Here is a 22950-nt window from a genome sequence, read left to right on the forward strand (position 1 = left end):
ACAGGCGAGCAGGTATGAACCAAAATCGAAATCGATCGCTTGGCAGCACGGATTGATGCCCGTCATAGTCGCGGCCCAGGCACGGTCGTAGACTTGAGACGTACCCGAAAGCTCGCGGCAAAGTCCGGCTGGCCGCGTGGATGCTCATCGCGCAGGCCACGGAACATGGATACGTCGCGATATACAGAGCCAGAGCCCAACTCGCGTCCAATAGGCGCCTCGCGGAGCATCGCATACGGTCTCGAGCGCATCGGTCTGGTCTCGCTACGTTTTCCATGGCTCGTTTGGCTTGCCACCGTCGTGCTGTTGATAGTGGGAGCATTCGGGATAGCGCGTATCAAGGTCGATGACTCCCTTAGCCAGCTGTTCCGGTCCGAGACACCCGAGTTCTGGACGTTCGAAGAAGTGACGCGGCGCTTCCCGTCGAACGAATTCGACGTCCTCATCGTGGTGGAGGGCAAAGATCTGCTTGTGCGCGATTCGGTCGAAAAGCTGCGGGATCTAGTCACCGACCTGCAACTGATCGAAGGCACAAGAGGCATTATCTCGTTGTTTTCGGCGCGCGAGCCGCCAAAGGGCACCGACTTGCCCGCGCCGCTGTTTCCGGATCAACTCCCTGCCGGCGCCGAATATGACCGGCTAGTCCAGCGCGTACTGAACAACGAGATCATTCGCGGTAAATTGCTGTCCGAAGATGGACAATTAACCCTCATTGTGCTCGCACTGGACCCGGATGTCGTTGCGAGCAGCCGTTTGCGCGAGGTCATCGGCGAAATTCAGAGAACAATCGATAATGACCTGGCCGGCAGCAGACTTACCGCTCGCCTGTCCGGAGTACCGGTCATGCAACTCGAGATCCGCAATGCCGTGGAGCGCGATCGGCTGCTCTATAATGCATTCGGATTCGCAGCTGGAGCTTTGATCGCGATCCTGTTCTTCCGCCGGTTGTCATTCATGATCATCGCCGCCGGCCCACCCTTGATCGCCATCGTGCTGGCTCTCGGCGCTCTTGGCTGGCTTGATTTTCGCCTCAACATGTTTCTCAACGTCATGACGCCGCTGATCATGGTGATCAGCTTTTCGGACAGCATGCAATTGACGTTCGCAGGCCGCGACCGGCTGCTACAGGGCGAGGGGAGGTTTGAAGCATTTCGCAACGCCATGCTTGTGGTCGGGCCGGCATGCGTACTGACGCATGTGACCGCTGGTCTTTCGTTTATTGCGTTGCAATTTTCAGAATCCGATCTGATCCGGACGTTCGGCGAGGCCGGCCTGGTCGCAACTCTAATTGCCATGTTCGCGGTTCTGATGTTGGTGCCGCTTCTCGGTGTTCTGCTGATCCGGAACGAAGCGATGTTTGTTGTGGAAGTCAGAGGCGCGGACTCCGCTTTAGACGTGTTGCGGCGTTTCTGTTTCTGGGTTGCTGCCCGGATGGTGAGCCGGCCGGGGCTGTACAGCCTGCTCGGCGTCCTGGTTGTCGGCGGCCTTGGGCTAGTCTACGCCAATCTTCAACCTCGCTATCGATTGGCCGATCAGGTGCCCGACAGGGAACAGGCCGTTGCCGCGAGCCATCGTCTCGATGCCAAGCTCAATGGTGCCAATCCGATCGATATCCTGATCAAGGTTCCTGACGGCAAATCACTTTATGATCCGGAAACGCTTGCCGTGATAGCGGAGGTGCATGCGACCCTCGACAAGCAGCCTGGCATCGCCAATGTATGGTCGCTGGAGACACTGCGGCGCTGGCTTGCGGAGAAGATGGGCAAGTCCGACGTGGCGACGCTGAAGCAGTATGTCGATATCCTGCCCGAATATCTGACGCGTCGCTTCATTTCTGCGGAACAGGACGCCGTTCTGGTTTCCGGCCGCGTTCCGGACGTCGATTCCAGTCAGCTTCTGCCCGTCATCGAAGGCCTCGACAAAGCGCTGGATGCTGTCCGCGCAAAACATCCGAGCTACAAAGTAGCCGTGACGGGCCTGTCGGCTATTGCCGCCCGGAACAGCGCCCTCATGATCAACAAGTTGAACAGAGGTCTGACGCTTGAGTTTCTGTTTGTCGCCGTCTTCATCGGTCTCGCGTTCCGCTCGTTCGTCGTCATGCTGGCGAGCATCCTGCCCGGAATATTCCCGATCGTGCTCTCTGGATTCGTGTTATGGATTCTGGGAGAAGGCCTGCAGTTCGCGAGCGTCGTGGCGCTGACGGTATCTTTTGGATTGGGCCTGAGCGCTACCATTCACTTTTTGAATCGGCTACGGCACGAGGAACGACCGTACGAGGATCCGGCCGTTGCCGTTGAGCGGGCGACCGTCCTGGTTGGTCCGCCTTTAATTCTGACGTCCATCGTGCTTGCGTGTGGCCTGATTGTAACCGTCTTCTCCGGTCTGCCGTCGCTCCGCCTGTTCGGTTGGTTGAGCGCGTTTGCCATGCTCGCGGCGTTGAGCGCAGACCTCTTGATCCTGCGGCCGACGGTGACGTTTTTGGGCAGACTTGCACAGCGGGTGGGCGGCAAGCCGTTTTACCGATAGTGGGGAGATCGAGTTCTCCTCACCTTGTTCTGGCGAGCGCGACAGAGACTTCAGTGATATCGTGACCCGGCGACTCAATCACCACGGATTGCCGGTCACCTCGCGTATTCAGGGTCAAACGGGCTGAAAATCCGGCACCGTCAATTCTGGCCTCGATCTCGCCACCACTCGCGCGGCCGGAAACACCACCGGAGGCGTGGCGGCTGGTTTCGGTCCAGGTTCCATGCAGTGCCCCGCCTTCTGAAACAATGTTGCTATCGACATCAAATCGGTAGCTGTCGCTTGCGCAGCGCAAACGTTGCTGCAGTCGTGTACCGCTTTCGGTGACGGAATAGGTCGCCTGGCAGCGTAGGCGTTCACGTTGGCCGCTAGCCAGTTTGATGAAGCCGCCGCCCGACCAACTCCCGCTCAAGCCTGAGAAGGGGCTTTGTAGGGCATCACTTGGTACCGAGGAATGCAGGAGGGCGGCCACGAATATGGCCAGTGTCGTTGTCATGAGAGTTGTCCTGGTTAACATATCATCATCATTCAGGATGGATAATCCCATGATGGGGATCACCAGTGGAATTGTCTTTGAACGGCCGTCAAAACTCCATTGACCGTAATGCCGTGCCAATCGTCACATTTCTCCCGCCGCGCCGACGAACTTCAGAATGGGACTCGAACCGCAGAAAGGACTTCGGCGTCTTTCCGAGCGCGTCGTCGTCGACTTTGCGTCGGAAGTCTTGTGGTGGCACTGGCACTGACGCCTATTCCGCGGCTTGGCGCCAATTTGCGTCCTGATCAGAATATACCTTCACTTGCCGCGGCGGCCCCATCAGAACCGGCTGGAAGAACACCGCCGCCCACATCGTGCACAGCAGTGACAAGGCCATCAGCTTGCCCATGCTCGACATGCCGGGATAGCTCGACGCCCACATGCTCCCGAACGCAATCGCGGTGGTCATGGCGCTGAATAGTACCGCCCTGGTCAGCGTCGATTGTAGCAGACCGAGTCTTCCGGCGCGCCACGCCATGACGTAGTAGATCTTGAATGCGACGCCGACGCCGAGCAGCAGCGGAAGTGCGATGATATTTGCGAAATTGAGCGAGACGCCAATCAGCACGCAAGCCTCGAGCGTAAGGACACCGGCGAGGAGGAGGGGGATGAGTGTCAGCAGCATATCGGTCAAGCGCCGCAGCGCTATAAGAAGCAGAATGGCGATCGAACTGATTGCCAGAACACCTGCTTCGACAAAAGCTGACATGACTGTCCTCGCAGCTTCATAGAGGCTGATCGCACCCCCCGCCGCCAACGGTTCGATACGAAGTACTGCGGTCGCGAAATTTCGCAGCACGTTGGTATCGTTCGGATCGCCCGCTGGCAGTGCCTGAACGCGGGCTCTACCATCGGACGTTAGCCAATTGCGTAGGAGATCCGGCGGCATCGTCTTGATGGTCACCACTTCCGGGACAAGAGACTTGCGTAGAAGGTCGAGATCGTAAATGAGCGGCTGCACGACCGCGGCGTCGGCCTTGGCCCGAATATCGGCATCTGCGCTCGCGAGGCGCCTCAGCAAATCCGAAACATGCCGTGCGGCCTCGGCGCCGGAGTCGTTTCCGCTTCCTGCGGCCAGGCCAAGAACTTCGGCTGCCTTTTGAATCGCAGCAATATTCTCCCGATCGCTCGGGCCAGGCCGCCGCATCGGAGAATTGAGGGCTGGGCCAATCTGTTTCCAGGCGGCCTTCAACGCGGCAATTTTTTTGTCTTGATCGGCTGGGATCAGACTGCTCAGCGTCAATGTTCGTGAGACTTCGGAAAGTGCAGCTAGACGTTTGGCCGCTTCATCCGCCCTTTCGAGTGACGGCGCCAATACCTGAGCATCGTTGCCGCTGGCTTCCGGCTCGTTCTGCAATTCACGATAGGTCACCACGGAAGGAGAATTCGGATTTTGCAGATCGACTGGATTGAAGTTGAACTCCAAATGGAGCAACAGCGGTATACCGGCGAGAACGACGAGAAACGTGCCAACGATTACCGCAATGCGATGCCGTTGAAGGAAATTGTCGAGCGGTGCGAGGCTTCGAAAGCCAACCGGCGCGGGCTCGCCTGGAGGTTTGAGCAGCGCCAGGCTCGCCGGTACCAATGTGATGCTGCAGGCGAATGCGACCAGCATGCCGCAACCGGCGATCAGGCCTAACTCCGACAGGCCGCGATAGCTGGTGGGCAGAAATGCGAAAAATCCGATGGCGGTGGCCGCGGTAGCCAATGAGAGCTGATCGCCCGCCTTGCGGGCAGCCGATCGCAGAGCGTCGTACAAGTCAGGGTGCTCGTGCCGTTCGGCGCGATAGCGCACGCTAAATTGGATGGCGAAATCTACTCCGAGGCCGACAAACAGCACGAACAATGCGATCGAGAGCAAATTGAAAGAGGTGACCAGAACGAGGCCGAGAGCGGCCGTCGCCGCAAGCCCGGCAATCAGGCTGAAGAAGACCGCAGCAATGATTTTCCAGGAACGAAGACCCAGCCAGAGAATGATCAGAACGCCGAACACCGCCGTCAGCGTGTCGCGCACAGCACTGTATCTGATGACCGAGAATTGATCATCATTCATCGGCACCTCACCGGTTAGATCAACCGTCGCGCCGAATTTGTTTTGCAGGTCCAGATCCGAGGCTGCTTGCCGTATTCCGTCTTCCGCCTTGTGACCAGGCTGAAGCGCGGCAAAATCGAGCGTGGGTTGAACTCCAATAAGGTGTCGCAGCCGCCTTGCCGGCGGCAGCTGATTTTCCAACAGCTCCTGCCAGGAAAATGTGGCCGGTTTCCCGGACAGAACCTGGTTGAGTGTTCGATTTGCCAATGACAGAGGCCACGCAAGCTGATCCAGCGTGATTTGGCCTGCCCGTATGCCCTCGGCCGCAAACGAGAGCGCCGTCATCACGCCGCGCAGACTCGGATCGCTTGCGAGCGCCGCTATGAGCGGCTTGGCTCTCGTCAATCCCTCCGCGGTCCTTTTGACATCCGCCGGAGACTCGAACAATAATCCATTGCGTTCGAAAAAATCCCCGCTGTCGAGTAATTCCACGGTGGGAAACAGATCAGAGTTTTTCGAGAGGGCCTGCGCCAGCGTGCCAGTCGCCCGTTCGGCGTTTTCAGGCGTCGTCGCTCTCACGACAACCAGAATGCCTTTCCTCGGAAAAGCCTCAAACAATTCCAGCTCGCGCTGACGCCATGGCAGATCCTGGGAAATCAAACCCTCTATGTTAGTATTGATCGAGAATTGGGCGGCATCAAAGGCCGAGGCTCCAAGCATCAGCAGCGCGCCGGCAATAACGATCGTCCACCGATTGCGAGCGCAGAAATCGACAATTCGCACGATCACAGAATGAATCATAGCCGGGCACCAGCTCTCGATTTGCTACGCCAGGATCGAGATGAACCTAGAATCGATCAAGGATCGCAATTTGCGAGCGTTCGTATCCACGTACCGCAATCGAGTTCTTAGCATCATGGTGTTGCCCGACGGAAATGTCGTTGACAAACGTCAAATGTCCATCAGTGCAGGACGCGCCTTGCTAATCGTCGCCGCTGCCATCTAGGTCGCCGCCACATTCTATGCAACGGCTCTCGTCGTCGGGATCTGTTTGATCTTTCGTAGTTGACGTCCGTCATTTTCAATCCCGTCGCCAATGCGTTACTCAAGGCGGAAAGCCGAAACCCAGTCAGCTTTAGCGGTCGAATCTATGGATAGCGTACTTATGTTGCGACGAAGGTGGACCAGCGCGACCTGCTTCGCTTTGCGATTGGCGGTACGGGAACTGCCGCCGGTTGCCCGTGGTAGGGGAGCCGGCGACCGCCAAGGCTGTCAAATATCCCGGTGGTCGGCAAGAGCATGAGCACGTGCGACATGCGGCTAAGATCCAGCGACTGTCACGCAGGAGCCGAAGGCGAGCCACGGCCAGATCCGGAGGGAATGAAAGGAAGAAAGCGATGGTGCGCATGAAATTCCTTTGTGACGCGGATCGATGCATCGACTGCAACGCCTGCGTCACCGCATGCAAAAATGAGAACGAGGTGCCTTGGGGGATCAACCGCCGGCGGGTCGTCACGATCAACGATGGCAAGCCCGGCGAGCGCTCGGTGTCGATGGCCTGCATGCATTGCACCGATGCGCCCTGCGCGGCCGTCTGTCCGGTCAGCTGCATCTATTCGACCGAAGACGGCGTCGTGCTTCATTCGAAGGATCTGTGCATCGGCTGCGGCTACTGCTTCTATGCGTGCCCATTCGGCGCGCCGCAATATCCGCAGGTCGGCAATTTCGGCTCGCGCGGCAAGATGGATAAATGCACCTACTGCGCCGGCGGCGGCGGACCCGAAGCGCCGGGCAGTGCCGAGGAATTCGCAAAATACGGATCGAACCGGTTCGGGGAGGGTAAGTTACCGATGTGTGCCGAGATGTGCTCGACCAAGTCTTTGCTGGCCGGCGACGGCGAAGTCATTGCTCAGATCTACAAGGAACGAGTATTCAAGCGGGGCTACGGTTCTGGCTCATGGGGTTGGATGACTGCTTATGGCGAGGCAGTTCGAGTTTGAACCGCAACGCGGAGTGGGCAGTGAAGTGCTAGGTGGAAATGCGGAGAGGCTGGTCGTCATGGCGTTTCGCGTGCGTGTTCGCCTTCTTGTCGTCGCAGTCGCCCTCCTTTCGATTGCCGCGGCGGTTCCGACCCAAGCGCAAAAGCGCGGCCCGGATGGCGCCCCTAACCCAACAGCCAGCGTCATCGATGAGCAGACGCTTCTGAATCAGGCCCCCCGTGTCGAAGGTCGGGTAGATATTCCCGACCCCAAGGCCGGTGTTTTGATCGAACCGGCTGGACGAACGTGGCAGTATGTCCATGAGGTGCTGCTGCATCGGGCCAGCGCAGTCATAATCCTCGGCACCATCGCGATCCTCGGATTGGCGTACTTGATTGTGGGACCGATCCGGATTGCCGAGGGGCGCTCGGGAAAGAAGATCTTCCGCTTCAAGGCGTATGAGAGATTTGCACATTGGCTGACGGCGGTGTCGTTCGTCGTTCTTGCCTTGACCGGCCTTAACGTTACCTTCGGCAAAGTGTTGCTGTTGCCGGTGATCGGCCCGGACGCGTTCACGCTCGTCTCGCAGGCGGCAAAGTACGTGCACAACTTCACAGGTTTCTCGTTTGCGATCGGCCTCGTCCTCATTGCCGTGATCTTCTTCAGGGACAACCTTTTCCAAAAAATTGACCTCGACTGGATTAAGCAGGGTGGGGGTTTCATCAAGAACAAACATGCCCCGGCCGGACGCTTTAACTTTGGCGAGAAGCTTGTCTATTGGCTTTCAGTGGCGGCTGGCGCTGCGGTCTCCGTATCGGGGTTCCTGATGATGTTTCCTTTTTATGGTGTGAGCATCGCCGGGATGCAACTCGCGCAGATCGTTCATACTGTGGTGGCCGTTCTGCTCGTCGCCCTGATCTTGGCCCACATCTATATCGGTACGATCGGAATGGAGGGTGCATTCGAGGCCATGGGTACCGGCGAGGTCGATCTCAACTGGGCTAAAGAACACCACGATCATTGGATCGCTCAACAACTGGCAAATGAAGTTCGGTTGAGGCCGCCTTCGGCGACTGTGGCGGAATGAGCGTTGGACGGCGCGCTTCGATCCCAGCCGGCGCGCCGCATCTGGCTCATCGTCAGTCTGCATAAGGAGCAATTGCCGGCGGCCCGAAAGGAGGCGTTTCATTGAGATCAACAGCTCTTGCGGTGATTCCGGTCGGCGTCTTGGTTGAACGGCGCAAGGCGAGAAGCGTCTGGGCTGACTTTCTGTGGGGACCGGTTTCAGTGCTTGCCGGAACACCAACGGCCGCTCCTTGGACACCAGTTGACACGCGAGAGGACACGACCTTGTTTTTTGTAGGTCAAGCCGTGATCGAACTGCACCGAACCGAGACTGCCAACTATCACGACAACCTCGCGTCGGGAACACCGGCGTTATGGACGGCCTTGCGTCCAGTTGCCTCGGAGCGAGGGCCGTATGAAATCCTCGCCGTAACGGCCGATCCAGCCGAGGGAGAAGGGTTCACCAACGCGGAAACCAACCATGTGGAAGCCGTGCCAATGCCGCCGGACGTCGTGAAGATTGTCGCCCAGTTCATCGCCGAGCATCATGTCGATCGTCCTTTCGTCAAGCGCCAACGTGACCAACAGACGTCCTCGCATCGGAAAGTAAGACAAGAGCGCGAGCGATAACGGAACGGGATAGTGTCATCTTGCGTTCGATGTAACCGGAAACAGGAGAAATACAATGCGCGCGTTCATCGTCGCATGCTTTGTCGTCGGCATCATTGCTGCGGGGGCGGCTGCTGTTCTCGACAATTTTGTGCAAAAATCTTCAGCGGCAGCACTGACGGAACCGGGCGTGAGAATTTAGCGCGGGTTCTTCGGCCCCTTGGCCGCCCCGATCAAAAGTGCGCATGATCCCTAGCTGCGTGCAAGGAGAAGTCCCATCTCAACCGAGTTCGAACTGAAATGCGCCGCACCGCCGGAGAAGTTCGAAAAGCTGAAGCGCATGCTCCTGGCGATGCCGACCGCAAAATCGGAGGCCCGGTCGACGCTAGTCAGTACGTACTACGACATACCTACGCTTGCGCTCCACCGCGAGCGGTTATCGCTTCGGGTACGCAAGCAGGGCTCGGAGTTCGTCCAGACCGTCAAGGTCGAAGATCCAGCTCGGTTGGATACTTTGGAGAGGGGCGAGTGGGAGGACCATATCCGGAGCAAATGGCCGATTCTCGATGCGCCGATGACTGGAAGGTGGCTGCGCGACCTGGTCCGCGATGAGGAGTTGCGTCCCGTCTTCATGACGATAGTCACGCGAACAACGATCGAAATTACTCGGGACCCATCCGCGCGGATCGAGGCGGCTATTGACGAGGGAGAGATCCGCACTTGCACCCGCGGTGCAGGCGCGCCGGTCAGCGAAATCGAACTTGAGCTCAAGGAGGGCGATCCGCGAGTGATCTTCGATGTAGCGTTGCAACTGCTCGAAACTGAGCCAATCCGCATCGAGCCTTGCAGCAAGGCCGAGCGAGGTTATCGACTGCTTGGAGCCGATAGGTTGATACCGCAGGCAGTCCATGTGGGACCTATCACGCTCGATCCTGTCATGAGCGTCGAGGCCGCGCTACAACGCATCGGGCGACACTGCCTCACCCACGTTCTTAGCAACGAACAGGCCGTTCTCACGGGTGATCCGGAAGGCATCCACCAGATGCGGGTCGCCGTTCGCCGTCTTCGCTCCGCGCTTTTGGCCTTGAAGCGGCTCCTGCAGGAGAAGCATTACCACTGGGCCTCGGAGGAATTGAGATGGCTCGCTCACTCCCTTGCACCGGTGCGCAATCTGGACAGTTTTGCCGCCTCCCTGGTCGGCGCGGTCACCCATGCATTGCCTGCCAGCTCAGACTTCGAACATCTCATCGATGCCACGGAGCGCCAGCGAGATGCGGCGCTTGAGCATGTTAAACAGGCGATCATGTCCGAAAGATGCGCTACGTCGATGTTGCGGCTGTTGCGATGGTTTGCGGCCCGTGGGTGGCGTGATCAGGAAATATCAGAACATGCGGTCGTTCTTTTAGCGCCTATCGTCGATGTCGCTCCCGACCTGATCGATCGGCATCACCGCAAGGCTTGCAAACGTAGCAAGAAGTTCGAAGGGTTTACGGCAGCTCAGCGGCACAGGCTGCGTATCGCGCTGAAGCATTTGCACTACATCGTCGAATTTCTGGGAAGCCTGTTTAGCAGGGCCAGAATTCGAACGTTCGTTGGATACTTGAAGTCTTTGCAGGACGATCTCGGCTATACAAATGACGTGCGCGTCGCCCACGATCTCGTTGATCAGATTGGTAACGCAACGAACCGCGATGTTCGCGCGATCAATCGTGCGGGAGGGATCGTGCTAGGTTGGCATGAGCGGGCTCTGGCTGAACGCCATCCGAAAATCAGAAAGCGTATTCGTCGCTTTAGACGGTTGAAGCCGTTCTGGTGAGGCAAAACGATGGTGTCGAGCAACTTCTTTCGAGGTCAGAGTGGTACTAACGCTGGGGCTTTCGCTCGCGTTCCGGTTGGTAGGTGAGCGCCCATGTTCGGCTGCGATCTGCTCGACCGACTACCCACTGACGCCAGGGCCCGGCTTCGAAAGCGCGCGCAGCCAGAATGGGTTGCGCCCATGTTGGCGACGCTTACGAATGAAGTCTTCTCGCGACAGGGATGGATATTTGAGCCGAAATGGGATGGGGAGCGCTGCCTCGCCTTTCGCCGAGGTCGCGATCTCGCTCTCTTTTCGCGGAATCGAATTCGACTGAATGCAAAATATCCCGAGGTGGTTCAGGCGATGCATCAGCAGGAAGCCACGTCCTTTATTGCGGATGGTGAGATTGTCGCGTTCGACGGCCAGATCACTAGCTTCGCAAAGCTGCAAGCTCGCATGCAGGTGGTGCGTCCGCCGACTGAACTGGTTCGCAAGGTGCCGGTATGGTTCTATATGTTCGACCTGCTCTACCTGGACCGGTACGACATCCGGCGGGTTCCGCTCCGGCACCGAAAGCAGGTACTTCGCCAGGCCTTTGACTTCCATGACGCCTTGCGGTTCACGGAACATCGCACGACTGAAGGCCAGGATTACTACCGACAGGCGTGTCGGACGGGAGGGGAAGGTATCATCGCAAAGGACGCGGACAGTGTGTACGTGTCCAAGCGAACGCGCGATTGGCTCAAATTCAAGTGCAAGCGAGAACAGGAGTTCGTCATTGGCGGTTACACCGATCCACGAGGTAGCCGCGGCGGATTCGGAGCGTTGCTGCTGGGTTACTACCGCGGAGGAAAGCTCGTGTATGCCGGGAAAGTAGGGACGGGGTTCGCCGACGATCTGCTGCGGCGTCTTGGCAAAATGCTCGCTCGGCTGGAGACGCCGAGTTCCCCCTTTGCCGAGGATGGGTTGCCGCGGCGCGGCGTGCATTGGGTGAAGCCGGAGCTCGTCGCGCAGATCGGATTCACCGAGTGGACGGTAGGAGGTAAGTTAAGACACCCTCGATTTCTCGGCTTGCGGGATGACAAGCGGCCGGAGGATGTCGTGCGTGAGGGCTGATGTGCAATGAGGCGACATCGCCAAATACCGCCGGCGGAACTCTAAATCGGTCTAAAGGACAACAGGTGTCGCTCGCAGCATATCGAGGCAAAAGAGCCTTTACGGAAACGCCCGAACCGGTCGGGCGAGTGCGGCGACGCGGTCGCACGCGTGCCTTCGTGGTTCAAAAACACGCTGCCAGCCGACTTCACTATGATTTCCGGCTCGCCGTAAATGGGGTTTTGGCATCCTGGGCAGTGCCAAAAGGCCCTTCAATGAACCCTGCAGACAAGCGCTTGGCCGTAAGGACGGAGGACCATCCGCTCGAATATGCGAAGTTCGAAGGCGTGATCCCGCCCGGCCAGTACGGAGCAGGGATCGTGATGGTCTGGGACTTGGGAACGTATGAGCCACTGGAAAATCAGCCGCCAGAGGAGCAACTGGCTCGCGGCAAAGTTCAAATTGTGCTGCAGGGAGAAAAACTGCGCGGCGGTTTCACGTTAATCCAAACCAAACATCGATCCGCGAATTCTGGCCGAAGAGGCTATTGGTTGCTCGTCAAAAGTCGCGACGAGTACGCTGATCCGTCGTGGGACATCGAGAGCGCACGTTTCGATCGCTCTGTTCTTACCGGCCGCCGCATGAAGGAGATCAGGGAGAGAAAACCAGCAAAGCCTCGACCTGGCCGGCAGCGTGTCTGAATGCAGCCGCGGCTGCCGATCGGAGGAGCGGCATCTGCCGCGTGGGTCAATTCGTTAGCATGGCAGGGACTGGCAGCCTCATCCCTCACAGAGTTCCTTCGCGACTTGGCCTCTGTCAATGCGGAGCGCACGGGACCCCTTAGGATTGGTCCGGTAAATGCAAAAAATGGAGGCGCGGCACCACCACTTAAGAGTCTTCGGAATCTGGAGAGTTCCTGATGTGGCTGTGGGTGGCATTCATTGTTTTCGTATTCTTCTTGGTGGCATTGGATCTCGGTGTACTTCATCGCGAGGCTCGCACGATAGCCTTCAAGGAGGCGCTGATGTTGAGCGCGGGGTGGATCACCGTCGCTCTCGCTTTCAATGTCGTGATCTTTTTTCTCTATGAGAATCATTGGTGCGGGCTTGATCTTGCCGGGAGTGAACCAGACGGACGAGCGGCCGCGGTTCTATTCCTTACAGGCTTCCTGATCGAAAAATCGCTCGGCCTGGACAATCTCTTTTTCATCGCCTTGATTTTTTCGTACTTCCGCATTCCGATCGCGTCTCAGCATCGCGTACTATATTGGGGAATCTTGGGTGCAGTAATCATGCGCGCCGCGATGATTCTTGCCGGCACCGCGTTAATCGAGCGTGTCGACTGGATTCTCTACATTTTCGGCGCGTTCTTGATTGTCAGCGGTGTCAGGATGGGACTGGTCGGACACCCCCCGGATATTGAAAAGAATCCGATCATAATATGGATAAGGCGTTTCTTTCCTGTCTTCCCGAAATTCGCGGGTGAACGATTTGTCGTGAGGCGAAGAGGGCAGCTGGCCCTTACGCCGCTTGCGCTGGCATTGATCATGATCGAAGCGTCTGATCTGATCTTCGCTCTGGATTCCATTCCGGCGATTTTTTCCATCACGCGCGATTCGTTCCTGGTGTTCACGAGCAATATCATGGCGCTGCTCGGCTTGCGTTCGCTCTATTTCGCGCTGTCCGGAGCCGTCGATCGGTTTCGCTATCTCAGAACCTCGCTTGGGCTGCTCCTGGTGCTGATCGGGATCAAGCTACTGCTGAAAGACGTTCTCGTTGAAGGACCGACCAGCATGTTCCTTACGCTCGGTGCCGTAGCGATCCTTTTGGCAAGCGGGGTCATTGCATCGTTGCTCTTTGGGAGGCGTGCGTCAAATTGCACTTAGGGAAATCGAGCGCAGCGAGAGTAAACAGCGCGTCAGCATGGGCTATGCTATAGTGTTGCCGAACGTTGCGGGCTGGACCTGTGGCTGGTCTAGTTTCCAATGTATGGGATCTCGCGGTTTAGCGGCCGACGTGCCCACGCAGTTCCGGATGGAGTTCGGCTCGAACTGCAGTGATGATGCGTGCGGCATCATCCTGGGAGAAACCGCAAACAAGGAGCACTTGGTCAGCCAGCGCGAGGCCGGCCGCGATGTTCTCTGGAAACACGGTGCTGGCGCCCGCCAGCGCCAGCGATGAGATTCCCTCATCATCGGCAGCACTTACGACGGAGGATGCCGCTGGATTTTGCTGGCGCACATAGTGAAGAATGCGTTCAATCAAATGACGTCGATCGAAGGTTACCACGACGAGGCGCGCTCGGGCGACGCCGGCAGCTTCCATAACCCGTTTGCGGCCCGCGTCGCCGAAGACGACCTTGTGTCCAGACTGTTTTGCCCTGCGAAAGCGCATTAAGTCAGACTCGATCGCAATGTACGGAGCCTTTGCTGCCTCCAGCACGAGCGCCACTGGACGGCCCACGCGTCCACAGCCACACAGGATCACGTGATCGCTGAGATCTCGGCTTTCCTGGCGGATGGCAGCCTCTTCGGCATGTGCTTTGAGGCGATGTGATGCTCCGCGAACGAGTTCTGCAAATCGGTAGCTCGCTTGAATCAGCATTGGACCGAGCGCCATGGTGACCGCTAGGGCCAACAGAGCAGGCTGCCCAACGCCCGCTTCCAGGGCATTCACTCGCACCGCCTGTGTGAGTAGGAGTAAACCGGCTTCTCCGCCGTGTGCTAGAATAAGGGCAACTCGCACTGCGACCGTTGCTGGCCAGCGCATGATTGCACCAACCAGGATCACGACGACGGCCTTTCCTGGCAGGCATACGGCTATCCACGCGAGGACGGTCATGGGCGCCACAGCCACGGTTGAGGGATCCACCTCCATGCCGACGGTGACGAAGAATAGGCCCAACAGGATGTCACGAAAGGGTCGGATATCGTCCTCTACCTGATGACGGAAGTCGCTTTCGCTGACCACCATACCGGCGAGGAATGCTCCGATCGGCCCGGAAAGACCGGCGACATGTCCGACGAACGCCGTACCGAGCGCGAGCAACAGAACGGTGAGCAGAAATAGATCCGCCGAGCTGGTCCGGGCAACCCAGGTAAGCCACGTGCGAAAAACCGGTTTGCAGACGAAAGCCGCGGCGCCGAGTGCAATCGTCGCTGTTGCGAGCTGGCGCAGTGCTCCCAACGGTTCCGGCCCACCGCCTGGTTGCCACCCACCCAGCACGACGAGAAAGGGAAGGACAGCAAGATCCTGAAAGAGCAGGATTCCCAGCACAAGGCGGCCTTGTTGGCTGCTGACCTCTCCCTGATCGACCAATTGCTTGAGCGTGATGGCGGTCGATGACATCGCAACTGCACCACCGAGCAGCACCGCGCCGGATAAGCTCACACCCGAAAGCGTCGCAAATCCCGTCACGATAAAAACGGTGAACCCGACTTGCAGACTGCCGGCGCCGAAAACGTCGCGGCGTGCGGCAATCATTGCCGAGAGCGAAAACTCGAGGCCAACCATAAACATTAGGAAAATGATGCCGAGCTCGGCCAGAAATCTTGCTTCATCGCTTGCGGTGATGAGTTGCAAACCGTGTGGCCCGATTACCAAGCCGGCCAGCAGGTAACCGCCGGCTGCCGCAAATCTCAGACGCGCGACCAGGCTGATGGCGCAGACCGAGGCAAGGATCACGATTAGTGTCTTGATCAATAGGTCGTCGGCCATGCGCAGCTCCGATGCGCTTCGCCCCCCAGTTCGTTGTCCAGATTTGTCATTGCCGTGATGAGCATCAAGTTCCGCTAATCGGAGAAAAATGTTTCAGCGCTCAGCGGCTGACAACCGTCAATGTGACGAGGCGGATGAAGGATAAGCATTTTGTCCCGAGGGCTATGACCGTTGCGCTACGCAGCAGAAAATCCGCATGACGGGCGCAACTCGGAGTCACTGAATATGGCCACGTTCAAAGCAACCGACACTATTACGGTGATTGAAGGCTATGACGCGATCCGGATCTTTCTCGAGGCCGTTTGGCGTCGCCATGGTAGGCCGGTCGAGCAGATCGCATTCTTGCTCGGTAGCTTGAAGTGGGCCGACGGGACGCCAGTCGATCCGACATCGTGGCAAGACTGGCAGGCAGCCGTCCAAATGGCGGTGTCGGCCGGATCCTGCGAGATTGCCGCCGGCAGATGATTGCTTTGCTGCAGCGTGAGCGCTGGACCCCGGGAACACGCTGTTAGGCGCGGTGAGGTCGTTTCTCGTGAAGGTGGAGCGCAAAGGCAGCCCGATTGTTCCGCAGGGGCGCACCGCTCGTCTCTGGCCAACGCAACTCCTCAGCGCCGCAAGCGAGACCAACGGTAGGCGCACAACTCGACGAAATCCGCCATGTTCCGTTGACGCTCGTCAAGGTGACGTTTCTTCGCAATTGACAAGAATAGTGGTGCTACCTGCCGCAAGTGGCCGATCCGTGGCACTTTCACGCAACGGGAGCGTGTCATGCCAATCACTATCTGCCGCCTCTATGATTCACATGCTGACGCACGCCGGGTCATCTTCGCGCTTGCGATCGCGGGTCTGCCGCCTTCGGAGACTAGCGTGATTTCGAACAATTCCGACACCTGGTACCGAGCTACCGAGAGCACGAATGTTGTGCCTTTGCGGAAACAGGTTACGAGCAGCGACACCGCCCGCGACGGAAAGCTCGAGGGTGCGGCCGTTGGAGCCGCAATCGGCGCAACGGCGGCGACCGCTGCCAGTCTCGTTACAATGCTGGCGCTTCCCGGCATCGGCGCCGTGGTGGGCGTGGGATGGCTTGCAGCGATGTTGGGTAGCATGGCGATCGGTGGCGCTACCGGCGGCCTGCTGGGAGCGCTGACCAACGCCGGCATCAGCGAAGAAGATGCGCACGTCTTTGCCGAGGGCGTTCGCCGCGGAGGAACATTGGTCGCCGCGCGGGTGCCTCCGGCCGATATGCCGCGAATAGAGCCGATTATGAACCGGTCAGCGGTAAGGCTTCAGGAACGCTGCGAGCTATACCGCAGGTCGGGCTGGCAGGCGTTCGATCCAAACGCCGTGCCCTATAGCGCTGACCAGGTACGGAACGAGCGCGCTTTGCATACGAATTAGCAGGCCTATCGGCAACTGACGTTCAAGGCTGCTCGATCAGTCGACCGCACAGGAGTAAGCCATGAGCTATTATGATTTTGATGCTCGCAAGTCACGGGACGCGGGCTTTCCACCATCGGTCGCCGAGATCGACGCCGCCTTGCGGGCCCATATGCAGCGCATCTACGGCTATATGGCCGGTGGCCTCGCGCTGACCGGCCTCGTGGCCTACCTGGCCGTGGCCTCCGGTTTCTACCAGTCTATCGCGGCGACGCCATTGATTTGGCTTGTCATGCTGGCGCCCCTCGGCTTCGTACTGCTCTTGAGCTTCGGGATCCAGCGTATGGCCGCAGGAACGGCGATGCTGCTGTTCTGGCTCTATGCCGCCGTCATGGGGCTGTCGCTGGGAGGCATCTTCCTGGTATTCACCGGGGAATCGATTGCGCGTGTGTTTTTCATCACGGCGGCGACCTTCGGCGCGATGAGCCTCTACGGCTATACCACCAGAGCCGATCTTTCCCGCTTTGGATCGTTTCTCATGATGGGGCTGATCGGTATCGTGATCGCATCCCTCGTCAATATCTTCATCGGATCGAGCGCGCTTCAGTTCGCTATCTCGATCATCGGCGTCATCGTGTTCGTAGGCCTCACTGCCTACGACACACAGCGCATCAAGGAGATGTATCTTGAGTCCGATACCGGCGAAATCGCCGGCAAGAAGGCCGTGCTTGGCGCGCTGGCACTTTACCTTGATTTCATCAACCTCTTCATGATGCTGCTCCAATTGTTCGGTCACCGCCGCGACAATTAGGCGGCGCACGGATTGATAGCGATGACACGTGTTCTGATCCTACTAGGCGCGCTGATCCTGGCGGTTGGCCTGCTTTGGCCCTATCTGAGCCAACTCGGATTGGGGCGGCTGCCCGGCGACATTGTCATCGAGCGGGGAAACACGACGTTCTATTTCCCGCTGATGACTTGTATACTTATCAGCTTGGTGTTCAGCCTCGTTCTTTGGGTCGCGAACCGTTGACGCGGCGTCGGAGCTAACGGGCAGTATGCCGGCCCCATGCGACACTTGTACTTGCAGCAGTCGCCTGTGCGCGCTCGGCGGCGACGTGGACGCGCGGCCTGCCGCGTTGACGACCATCAATTTCCCAATTGTCTTTGTACAGCGTTGCAGGGCGAAGCGACACAGGCGGCAAGCGATTCTTGACAGACGCCAATGTGGACCATTTTCCAGGCGGCTAGAGTCAGCGTCGCTGCGGGCTGGCGTCCGGGATCTCGGACACCGGGCGGTTGATTCGTCACAAGTGAAGAAGCGGAGGTCTCATGATGAGGAAAACAATGATTGCGCTCGCGGTTGGTGCGACCGTTGTCGTCGGCTCGGTGGCAAGCTCAACCTCGGCGGACGCTCGATGGCGTCATGGATTTCCTGTCGCTCCGGTCGTCGGCGGCCTGGCGGCGGGCGCACTCATTGGCGCCGCACTCGCCGCACCGAAGCCATACTACTATAGCTACGCCTATGAGCCCGTCGATTTCGGGCCGTACTGTCGCGTTAGGCGTGAACGCTTCTGGGACGGTTGGAGGTGGCGAGTTCGCCGGATCGAGGATTGCTACTGATACTCTCACGTTCGGGAGGCGGTCCGGCAAGGGAACCCTGGCGAGGGGTGACGTCAGGTTTCTCCTTGATCTGTCGGAGTGAGTATCGTTCCGATGCTACGTTGCACCGTTAAAACTGCGGCCCGCCGATTGATCGTCATCAATGCCCGTTGCGCCGTGAGTCTTGAGACTGCGCTCAGGGGCCGCATCGTATATTTGCTGGAACGGTTCGATGATCAAGGACATTGTCATCAATCTCGAGCATCAGGTAACCCGCGATCCGGCCGGTGAGTTTGCCATTTCGATTGCGGAGATGTTTGGCACCCACCTTGCCGGTGTTGCCTTCGCATATTCCCCTGAGTTTCCGGGCTACCCCGTGATGGAGCTTCCGCCTGATGTCCTGGCCCAGATGGTCGCGAGCAGTGAAAGATCTGCGCTCGCCGCGATCGAACGCTTCGATGCGGCGGCCGCGCGTTGCCTTGTTTCAACAGAGCACCGCTTGCTGAGGACGATAGGGGCGGAGGCGCCCGCGATCTTTGCGGCCCTGGCTCGGCGCTTCGATCTGAGCGTGTTCATGCAATCCGAGCCGTCTCGCGCGAACAACGATGACATGATCGAAACCGCGCTGTTCCAGTCAGGGCGTCCGCTGATTGTTGTGCCTTACGTGCAGAAAGACGGGTTGAAGCTCGATCGCGTGGTGTGCTGTTGGGATGGCGGCCGCGTGGCGGCACGCGCCTTCAGCGACGCGTTGCCGCTGCTCGCGAAGGCGACGGCTGTGGATCTTTTGATCGTGCTGAACGGGAAGACCAACGCGGAGAACAAGGAAGTCCGCGGTGTTGAGATGGCGGCTCACCTCGCGCATCATGACGTCAAGGTCGAGATCGCGACTGTTGTGACCCCTGACACTGATGTTACCAATGCGATCCTTTCCTATGTCGCAGATAATTCCGGGACCCTGATCGTGATGGGGGGGTACGGTCACGGGAGGCTGCGCGAAGTCATTCTGGGTGGCGTGACCCACGATATGATGAAGTCGATGACGGTGCCCGTGTTCATGTCGCATTGAAGGGTACGACAACCGCCTGCGCCAGGAGTGAGATCGATGCGGCTCGGTCTTTACGCATTTGCTGTCGCCGCGGCCTTTTCCGGCGCTACGGTTTACATCGGCCTCGTTGAGCAGCCAGCGCGACTCAGGCTCAATACTCGTGCGATGATCGAGGAATGGAAACTGAGCAATCGGCGCGGCACGCTGGTGCTGTCGGGTGTGGCCGTGCTGTCGGCCGCAATCGCGCTTGTACAGTTCAGGCAGAGTGGCGACGTTCGGTGGATCATTGGGGGCACTACGATTCTGGCAAGCTGGCCGTATACCTATTTTGTAATGATGCCAGTGAACGTCTGGCTGTTTGCTGTTCGAATCGGAAAACCGGTTTCGCCGCTGCGCAGGCTGATGCGGGACTGGGGGCTCTTGGAATGGGGGTACGCGCTGATCGGATTCGCAGCCTGTGGCGTCTTTGCGTGGGCGTTGGAATTGCCGCCCTGATTGATCGCCGTCAATGTCGGAGTGCCGCGCTTCGGCCAAGGTCGGTCTCTCAATGCCACAGGCGAGCGAAGGGTTCTGCCGGGCGAGGGTCAATGTTGCATATCGATATTCCAACGTTGGAGGAGTTCAGGGCGCTGGCGCAGATCAAGGGCGAGACCTGCGTTTCCCTGTATCTGCCGACATCTCCCTTGGGGAGTAACGCCCAGCTCAACCGTACTGTGTTCAAGGACTTGGCCAGGGACGCGCTATCGCAGCTCAAGGTAGGCGGCGCCGACAACAGCAAGATCGTTGCCTTCGAGGGACAGTTCGATCACCTCGCGGGCGTAGAGCACAATGTCCAGGATGAAGACAAGATCAGAAGGCTCCAGCGTCGAAAGCCGGACCCGGTCGATTCGTTCTGGCATTACCTGTCTACTGGATTGGCGGTGCTCACCACGTCCGCGACAATGCGGACGTTCCGCCTGCCGGAGTCCCCAAAGCCGCTCGCCGAAGTCGCGGACCGCTTCCATCTAACACCGCTGATCCGCGCCATGACGTCGCCGCACGATATCTTCGTGCTTGCGTTGGCGGAGGAGAGCGTTCGGCTAATTCACGCCTTCGCCAATTTTCCGCCAGAACGGCTGCAGGTTCGTGGCCTGCCCAAGAACGCGGAGGAAGCGACCCAGCGGCCGTCATTTCACGTACGCGCCCCGCGCGGCAAACTGCAGAACCTCGAAGGCGAAAAGGTCCTGCTGCACCAGTATGTCAGGAAGGTCGAGCACGCCACCCGCAGCCTGCTTTCGGGACGCAATGCACCACCTCTGGCTCTTGCGGCGGAGGAGCCTCTCGCGTCGATGTTCCGGTCCGTCACTACGTATTCAAGGCTGGCCGACGAGACGATCGAAGGAAACCCAGGCCGGAAGACGGATGCCGAACTGGGAGATACAGCGATTCCGATTCTCGACCGTCTCTATTCCCGCGAACTGAGAGCTGTGATCGCGCGCTACGACGAGCTCAAGCCCCGACGTGCAACTACTGACGTTTCCTATGCGGCGCATGCTGCGACTGCAGGTGCTATCGATCAGCTCGTTGTCGATCTTGATGCAGTTGTACCGGGTCTCGTCAGCGACTTCGATGGCAGCGTGACATATTCAGCTTCTGATGATGCCGAAACCTACAGCGTCGTCGACGAAGTCGCGCGGCGGGCGCTGTCCACCGGCGCTAGGGTCATGGGCGCCAAGCAACATGAACTACCGAATCGGGCTCCACTGACCGCCATCCTCCGCTACGCATTCCATTGAAGCACGGTCAGGCCGCCGTCAGGTGTCGCCACAGTTCGGTCGGACGCCTCCGTTGCCGCGTTCGTGTTTTTCCGGATTGATGATGCTCTGCCGGTGCCCCACCAGGACTTCCCCATCGTCGATGAACGCAACCATGGTGGTGTGGGCGCGGGCGCGCCGTCGACATTTTCGATCAACTGGCCTTACTTCCCTTCGTCACGACGACGCAAGAGTTGGTGGTTCCGAGATCGATCCGAATTGCTTTTGACCAGGAGTGGCTGCTTCGTGGCGACAGCAATCTCTGCGGGAATGAGGGGTGAGGCGCCGCGATGGGCTGTCGGCGATCGTATGCGGGACGCATTGGCCGAGGAGGAGGTGCTACCACGCGTCCCGCTGCTGCCGGCTCAGGCGGCTTTCTTGGCCTCCGCCTGCGAGGCGTCCTCGACCTCGATCTTCTTCGGCATGGACTTGGCCGGTTTGGGTATTGTGACCTTGAGGACGCCGCCGGACATGGCTGCCTGGACGCTGGACGGATCAATGCCGGAACGCAACTGTAACACACACATGAACATGCCGTAGATGCGCTCGCTGTGCTGCACGTTCTTGTCTTTTTGATTATCCTCGATCATTTTTTCTCGCCTTGATCGTGAGGGTATTATCCTCGATCGATATTTCGACGTCCTTGCCTTCAAGGCCGGGGCATCTCAGCGGTTACCTCAACGGCCTCGTCGGTCCGGTGATTTCGATGTTATGGGTGAGCGACTTCGTGCCGTCGTTTGAGGCTATTGCTTGCACGAGCTCGTTGAACAGCCCGTCGATGCCGAACAGTCTGAAATTCGGTCGCGTCGGTGCGCCGCTCTCACGAAACGGAACCAATGACCTTGGCACTCTCCTTGTGCCTCGAAAAGACGTTAACTAACGGGCGGATAACAGGCCGGGGCCGTTATGGACTGACCACAATCCGGTCTTCGACACGGGTGATGCCTGGTGCCGACCATGCGACACGCTCAGCTTCCTCGCGTTCGATCCACGAGCGAACGGTGCCTTTCAGGATGACCTCGCTGCCGTGGGTTTCGACGGCGATGCGATTGGCATCGACCTCCGCATTCCGCTTGAACGCCTCTTGGATCCTGCGCTGAATGTCGGTAGGCTCGACCTTGGGCTTTAGTGAGATGACGTTAGTCACGCCCTTGACCCCTTTTACCTTTCGCACGGCATTTTCGGCGGTGGTTTTCTGGTATTGCCATTCCACTGTGCCTTCGAGGGTCAGCCAGCCGTCTTTGACGACGACCTTGATATTTTCGTGCGAAAGGGGCAGTTGAGCCTTCAGACTGTCAATCGCATCGCGCGCGATGTCCGGATCCGGCCTTTGATCGATCGACGGTAGCCGGACCTCGATGTCATTCGCGACGGCATGCACGCCCGCGACGCGCTTCGCCGCGTGCTCGGCTTCCAGCCGGTCACTGTAACTTCTGGTGAATCCAGCCAGTGTGACCACGCCATCCTTCACTGAGATGGCGATGTCCTCGGCATCGAGATCGGGATCCCAGTTTAACTCTTCGCGGACGTCGCGTTCTATTTCACGGTCGGATCTCATGATTGGCTCCTGGTCTGTACAATGCGGATTGTGGGATCGGCGGGTCAATTACGCTACCGATCAACGGCAATCCTAGGAGGTGTCACACGTCCAGCCATGATGCTCATCAACTTTCGCAACAGGTTTCTCGGTACGATCTTCGCGATCCAGTAATCGCTTTGCAGCATCGACCGAGTTGATGATTGCCTTGAGCGGTTGGTTCAAATCGTGAGTG

21 protein-coding genes are annotated in these 22950 nt (G+C 58.5%); 16 read left to right on the top strand and 5 right to left on the bottom strand.

Translation table 11 applies throughout. From position 1 onward, the window contains the following. Nucleotides 1-165 precede the first annotated feature (165 nt). On the top strand, nt 166-2526 hold the full coding sequence (locus QA639_RS13345) for an efflux RND transporter permease subunit (RefSeq protein WP_283089997.1): 2361 nt from the start codon (nt 166-168) through the stop codon (nt 2524-2526). A gap of 19 nt (nt 2527-2545) precedes the next feature. On the opposite strand, the gene QA639_RS13350 is transcribed toward QA639_RS13345, so the two are convergent. Next, nucleotides 2546-3142, bottom strand: a complete 597-nt coding sequence (locus tag QA639_RS13350) for a hypothetical protein (RefSeq protein WP_283089998.1) — start codon at nt 3140-3142, stop codon at nt 2546-2548. A gap of 133 nt (nt 3143-3275) precedes the next feature. Further along, nucleotides 3276-5900, bottom strand: a complete 2625-nt coding sequence (gene hpnN, locus QA639_RS13355; RefSeq protein ID WP_283089999.1) for a hopanoid transporter HpnN — start codon at nt 5898-5900, stop codon at nt 3276-3278. 596 nt (nt 5901-6496) lie between these two features. Here hpnN and fdh3B point away from each other — a divergent pair. The 8 genes from fdh3B (at nt 6497) to QA639_RS13395 (ending at nt 13530) form a co-directional block, all read left to right on the top strand. Then, entirely contained in the window at nt 6497-7099 is a 603-nt protein-coding gene (gene fdh3B, locus QA639_RS13360) for a formate dehydrogenase FDH3 subunit beta (RefSeq protein ID WP_283090000.1), read from the top strand. Next, entirely contained in the window at nt 7077-8165 is a 1089-nt protein-coding gene (locus tag QA639_RS13365; protein ID WP_283090001.1) for a formate dehydrogenase subunit gamma, read from the top strand. The genes fdh3B and QA639_RS13365 overlap by 23 nt, the downstream gene beginning before the upstream one ends. A gap of 101 nt (nt 8166-8266) precedes the next feature. After that, nucleotides 8267-8773, top strand: a complete 507-nt coding sequence (locus QA639_RS13370) for a DUF3305 domain-containing protein (RefSeq protein WP_225645991.1) — start codon at nt 8267-8269, stop codon at nt 8771-8773. Nucleotides 8774-8828: 55 nt separating this feature from the next. Continuing rightward, nucleotides 8829-8954 (top strand): hypothetical protein, encoded by a 126-nt coding sequence (locus QA639_RS13375; RefSeq protein WP_283090002.1) that lies wholly within the window; start codon nt 8829-8831, stop codon nt 8952-8954. A gap of 138 nt (nt 8955-9092) precedes the next feature. Further along, nucleotides 9093-10568 carry a CYTH and CHAD domain-containing protein gene (locus tag QA639_RS13380; RefSeq protein WP_283090003.1) on the top strand — a complete coding sequence of 492 codons (1476 nt, stop codon included), beginning with the start codon at nt 9093-9095 and terminating at the stop codon, nt 10566-10568. A gap of 180 nt (nt 10569-10748) precedes the next feature. Beyond that, entirely contained in the window at nt 10749-11666 is a 918-nt protein-coding gene (gene ligD, locus QA639_RS13385) for a non-homologous end-joining DNA ligase (RefSeq protein ID WP_283090004.1), read from the top strand. Then, nucleotides 11666-12346, top strand: coding sequence for a DNA polymerase ligase N-terminal domain-containing protein (locus tag QA639_RS13390; protein WP_283090005.1), 681 nt, complete (start codon nt 11666-11668; stop codon nt 12344-12346). The genes ligD and QA639_RS13390 overlap by 1 nt, the downstream gene beginning before the upstream one ends. 218 nt (nt 12347-12564) lie before the next feature. After that, nucleotides 12565-13530, top strand: a complete 966-nt coding sequence (locus QA639_RS13395) for a TerC/Alx family metal homeostasis membrane protein (protein WP_283090006.1) — start codon at nt 12565-12567, stop codon at nt 13528-13530. A gap of 118 nt (nt 13531-13648) precedes the next feature. Here QA639_RS13395 and QA639_RS13400 read toward each other — a convergent pair whose 3' ends face one another. Beyond that, a complete protein-coding gene (locus tag QA639_RS13400) occupies nt 13649-15361 on the bottom strand; it encodes a cation:proton antiporter domain-containing protein (protein WP_283090007.1) in 1713 nt (570 codons plus the stop codon). A gap of 225 nt (nt 15362-15586) precedes the next feature. Between QA639_RS13400 and QA639_RS13405 the strand changes: the two genes are divergently transcribed. The 7 genes from QA639_RS13405 to QA639_RS13435 all read left to right on the top strand — a co-directional run bounded on the left by QA639_RS13405 (nt 15587) and on the right by QA639_RS13435 (nt 21160). Then, a complete protein-coding gene (locus tag QA639_RS13405) occupies nt 15587-15826 on the top strand; it encodes a hypothetical protein (protein WP_225645996.1) in 240 nt (79 codons plus the stop codon). A gap of 303 nt (nt 15827-16129) precedes the next feature. After that, nucleotides 16130-16759 (top strand): hypothetical protein, encoded by a 630-nt coding sequence (locus QA639_RS13410; RefSeq protein ID WP_283090008.1) that lies wholly within the window; start codon nt 16130-16132, stop codon nt 16757-16759. A gap of 61 nt (nt 16760-16820) precedes the next feature. Beyond that, nucleotides 16821-17549: a Bax inhibitor-1/YccA family protein gene (locus QA639_RS13415; RefSeq protein WP_283090009.1), complete on the top strand. Its 729-nt coding sequence runs from the start codon at nt 16821-16823 to the stop codon at nt 17547-17549. Nucleotides 17550-17570: 21 nt separating this feature from the next. Next, nucleotides 17571-17771 (top strand): DUF2905 domain-containing protein, encoded by a 201-nt coding sequence (locus tag QA639_RS13420; RefSeq protein ID WP_148772456.1) that lies wholly within the window; start codon nt 17571-17573, stop codon nt 17769-17771. An 801-nt stretch (nt 17772-18572) separates the two neighbouring features. Next, nucleotides 18573-19406, top strand: a complete 834-nt coding sequence (locus QA639_RS13425) for a universal stress protein (RefSeq protein ID WP_283090010.1) — start codon at nt 18573-18575, stop codon at nt 19404-19406. Nucleotides 19407-19442: 36 nt separating this feature from the next. Continuing rightward, nucleotides 19443-19880 (top strand): anthrone oxygenase family protein, encoded by a 438-nt coding sequence (locus tag QA639_RS13430; RefSeq protein WP_225646001.1) that lies wholly within the window; start codon nt 19443-19445, stop codon nt 19878-19880. A gap of 92 nt (nt 19881-19972) precedes the next feature. Next, nucleotides 19973-21160, top strand: a complete 1188-nt coding sequence (locus QA639_RS13435; protein WP_283090011.1) for a baeRF11 domain-containing protein — start codon at nt 19973-19975, stop codon at nt 21158-21160. A 383-nt stretch (nt 21161-21543) separates the two neighbouring features. Here the strand turns inward: QA639_RS13435 and QA639_RS13440 are convergent, their stop codons facing one another. Together QA639_RS13440 and QA639_RS13445 are read right to left on the bottom strand one after the other, a co-directional pair. Continuing rightward, nucleotides 21544-21768, bottom strand: a complete 225-nt coding sequence (locus tag QA639_RS13440; protein WP_283090012.1) for an Hsp20/alpha crystallin family protein — start codon at nt 21766-21768, stop codon at nt 21544-21546. A gap of 314 nt (nt 21769-22082) precedes the next feature. Next, nucleotides 22083-22736: a BON domain-containing protein gene (locus QA639_RS13445; protein ID WP_283090013.1), complete on the bottom strand. Its 654-nt coding sequence runs from the start codon at nt 22734-22736 to the stop codon at nt 22083-22085. Nucleotides 22737-22950: the final 214 nt, after the last annotated feature.

It is taken from the genome of Bradyrhizobium pachyrhizi, assembly GCF_029714545.1.
Lineage (GTDB): Bacteria > Pseudomonadota > Alphaproteobacteria > Rhizobiales > Xanthobacteraceae > Bradyrhizobium > Bradyrhizobium pachyrhizi.

Coding starts and splice junctions, on each gene's coding strand:
- QA639_RS13345 (WP_283089997.1), top strand. CDS start 166: ATGGATACGTCGCGATATACAGAGCCAGAGCCCAACTCGCGTCCAATA.
- hpnN (WP_283089999.1), bottom strand. CDS start 5,900: ATGATTCATTCTGTGATCGTGCGAATTGTCGATTTCTGCGCTCGCAAT.
- fdh3B (WP_283090000.1), top strand. CDS start 6,497: ATGGTGCGCATGAAATTCCTTTGTGACGCGGATCGATGCATCGACTGC.
- QA639_RS13365 (WP_283090001.1), top strand. CDS start 7,077: ATGGCGAGGCAGTTCGAGTTTGAACCGCAACGCGGAGTGGGCAGTGAA.
- QA639_RS13375 (WP_283090002.1), top strand. CDS start 8,829: ATGCGCGCGTTCATCGTCGCATGCTTTGTCGTCGGCATCATTGCTGCG.
- QA639_RS13380 (WP_283090003.1), top strand. CDS start 9,093: ATGCTCCTGGCGATGCCGACCGCAAAATCGGAGGCCCGGTCGACGCTA.
- ligD (WP_283090004.1), top strand. CDS start 10,749: ATGTTGGCGACGCTTACGAATGAAGTCTTCTCGCGACAGGGATGGATA.
- QA639_RS13390 (WP_283090005.1), top strand. CDS start 11,666: ATGTGCAATGAGGCGACATCGCCAAATACCGCCGGCGGAACTCTAAAT.
- QA639_RS13395 (WP_283090006.1), top strand. CDS start 12,565: ATGTGGCTGTGGGTGGCATTCATTGTTTTCGTATTCTTCTTGGTGGCA.
- QA639_RS13400 (WP_283090007.1), bottom strand. CDS start 15,361: ATGGCCGACGACCTATTGATCAAGACACTAATCGTGATCCTTGCCTCG.
- QA639_RS13405 (WP_225645996.1), top strand. CDS start 15,587: ATGGCCACGTTCAAAGCAACCGACACTATTACGGTGATTGAAGGCTAT.
- QA639_RS13410 (WP_283090008.1), top strand. CDS start 16,130: ATGCCAATCACTATCTGCCGCCTCTATGATTCACATGCTGACGCACGC.
- QA639_RS13415 (WP_283090009.1), top strand. CDS start 16,821: ATGAGCTATTATGATTTTGATGCTCGCAAGTCACGGGACGCGGGCTTT.
- QA639_RS13420 (WP_148772456.1), top strand. CDS start 17,571: ATGACACGTGTTCTGATCCTACTAGGCGCGCTGATCCTGGCGGTTGGC.
- QA639_RS13425 (WP_283090010.1), top strand. CDS start 18,573: ATGATCAAGGACATTGTCATCAATCTCGAGCATCAGGTAACCCGCGAT.
- QA639_RS13430 (WP_225646001.1), top strand. CDS start 19,443: ATGCGGCTCGGTCTTTACGCATTTGCTGTCGCCGCGGCCTTTTCCGGC.
- QA639_RS13435 (WP_283090011.1), top strand. CDS start 19,973: ATGTTGCATATCGATATTCCAACGTTGGAGGAGTTCAGGGCGCTGGCG.
- QA639_RS13440 (WP_283090012.1), bottom strand. CDS start 21,768: ATGATCGAGGATAATCAAAAAGACAAGAACGTGCAGCACAGCGAGCGC.
- QA639_RS13445 (WP_283090013.1), bottom strand. CDS start 22,736: ATGAGATCCGACCGTGAAATAGAACGCGACGTCCGCGAAGAGTTAAAC.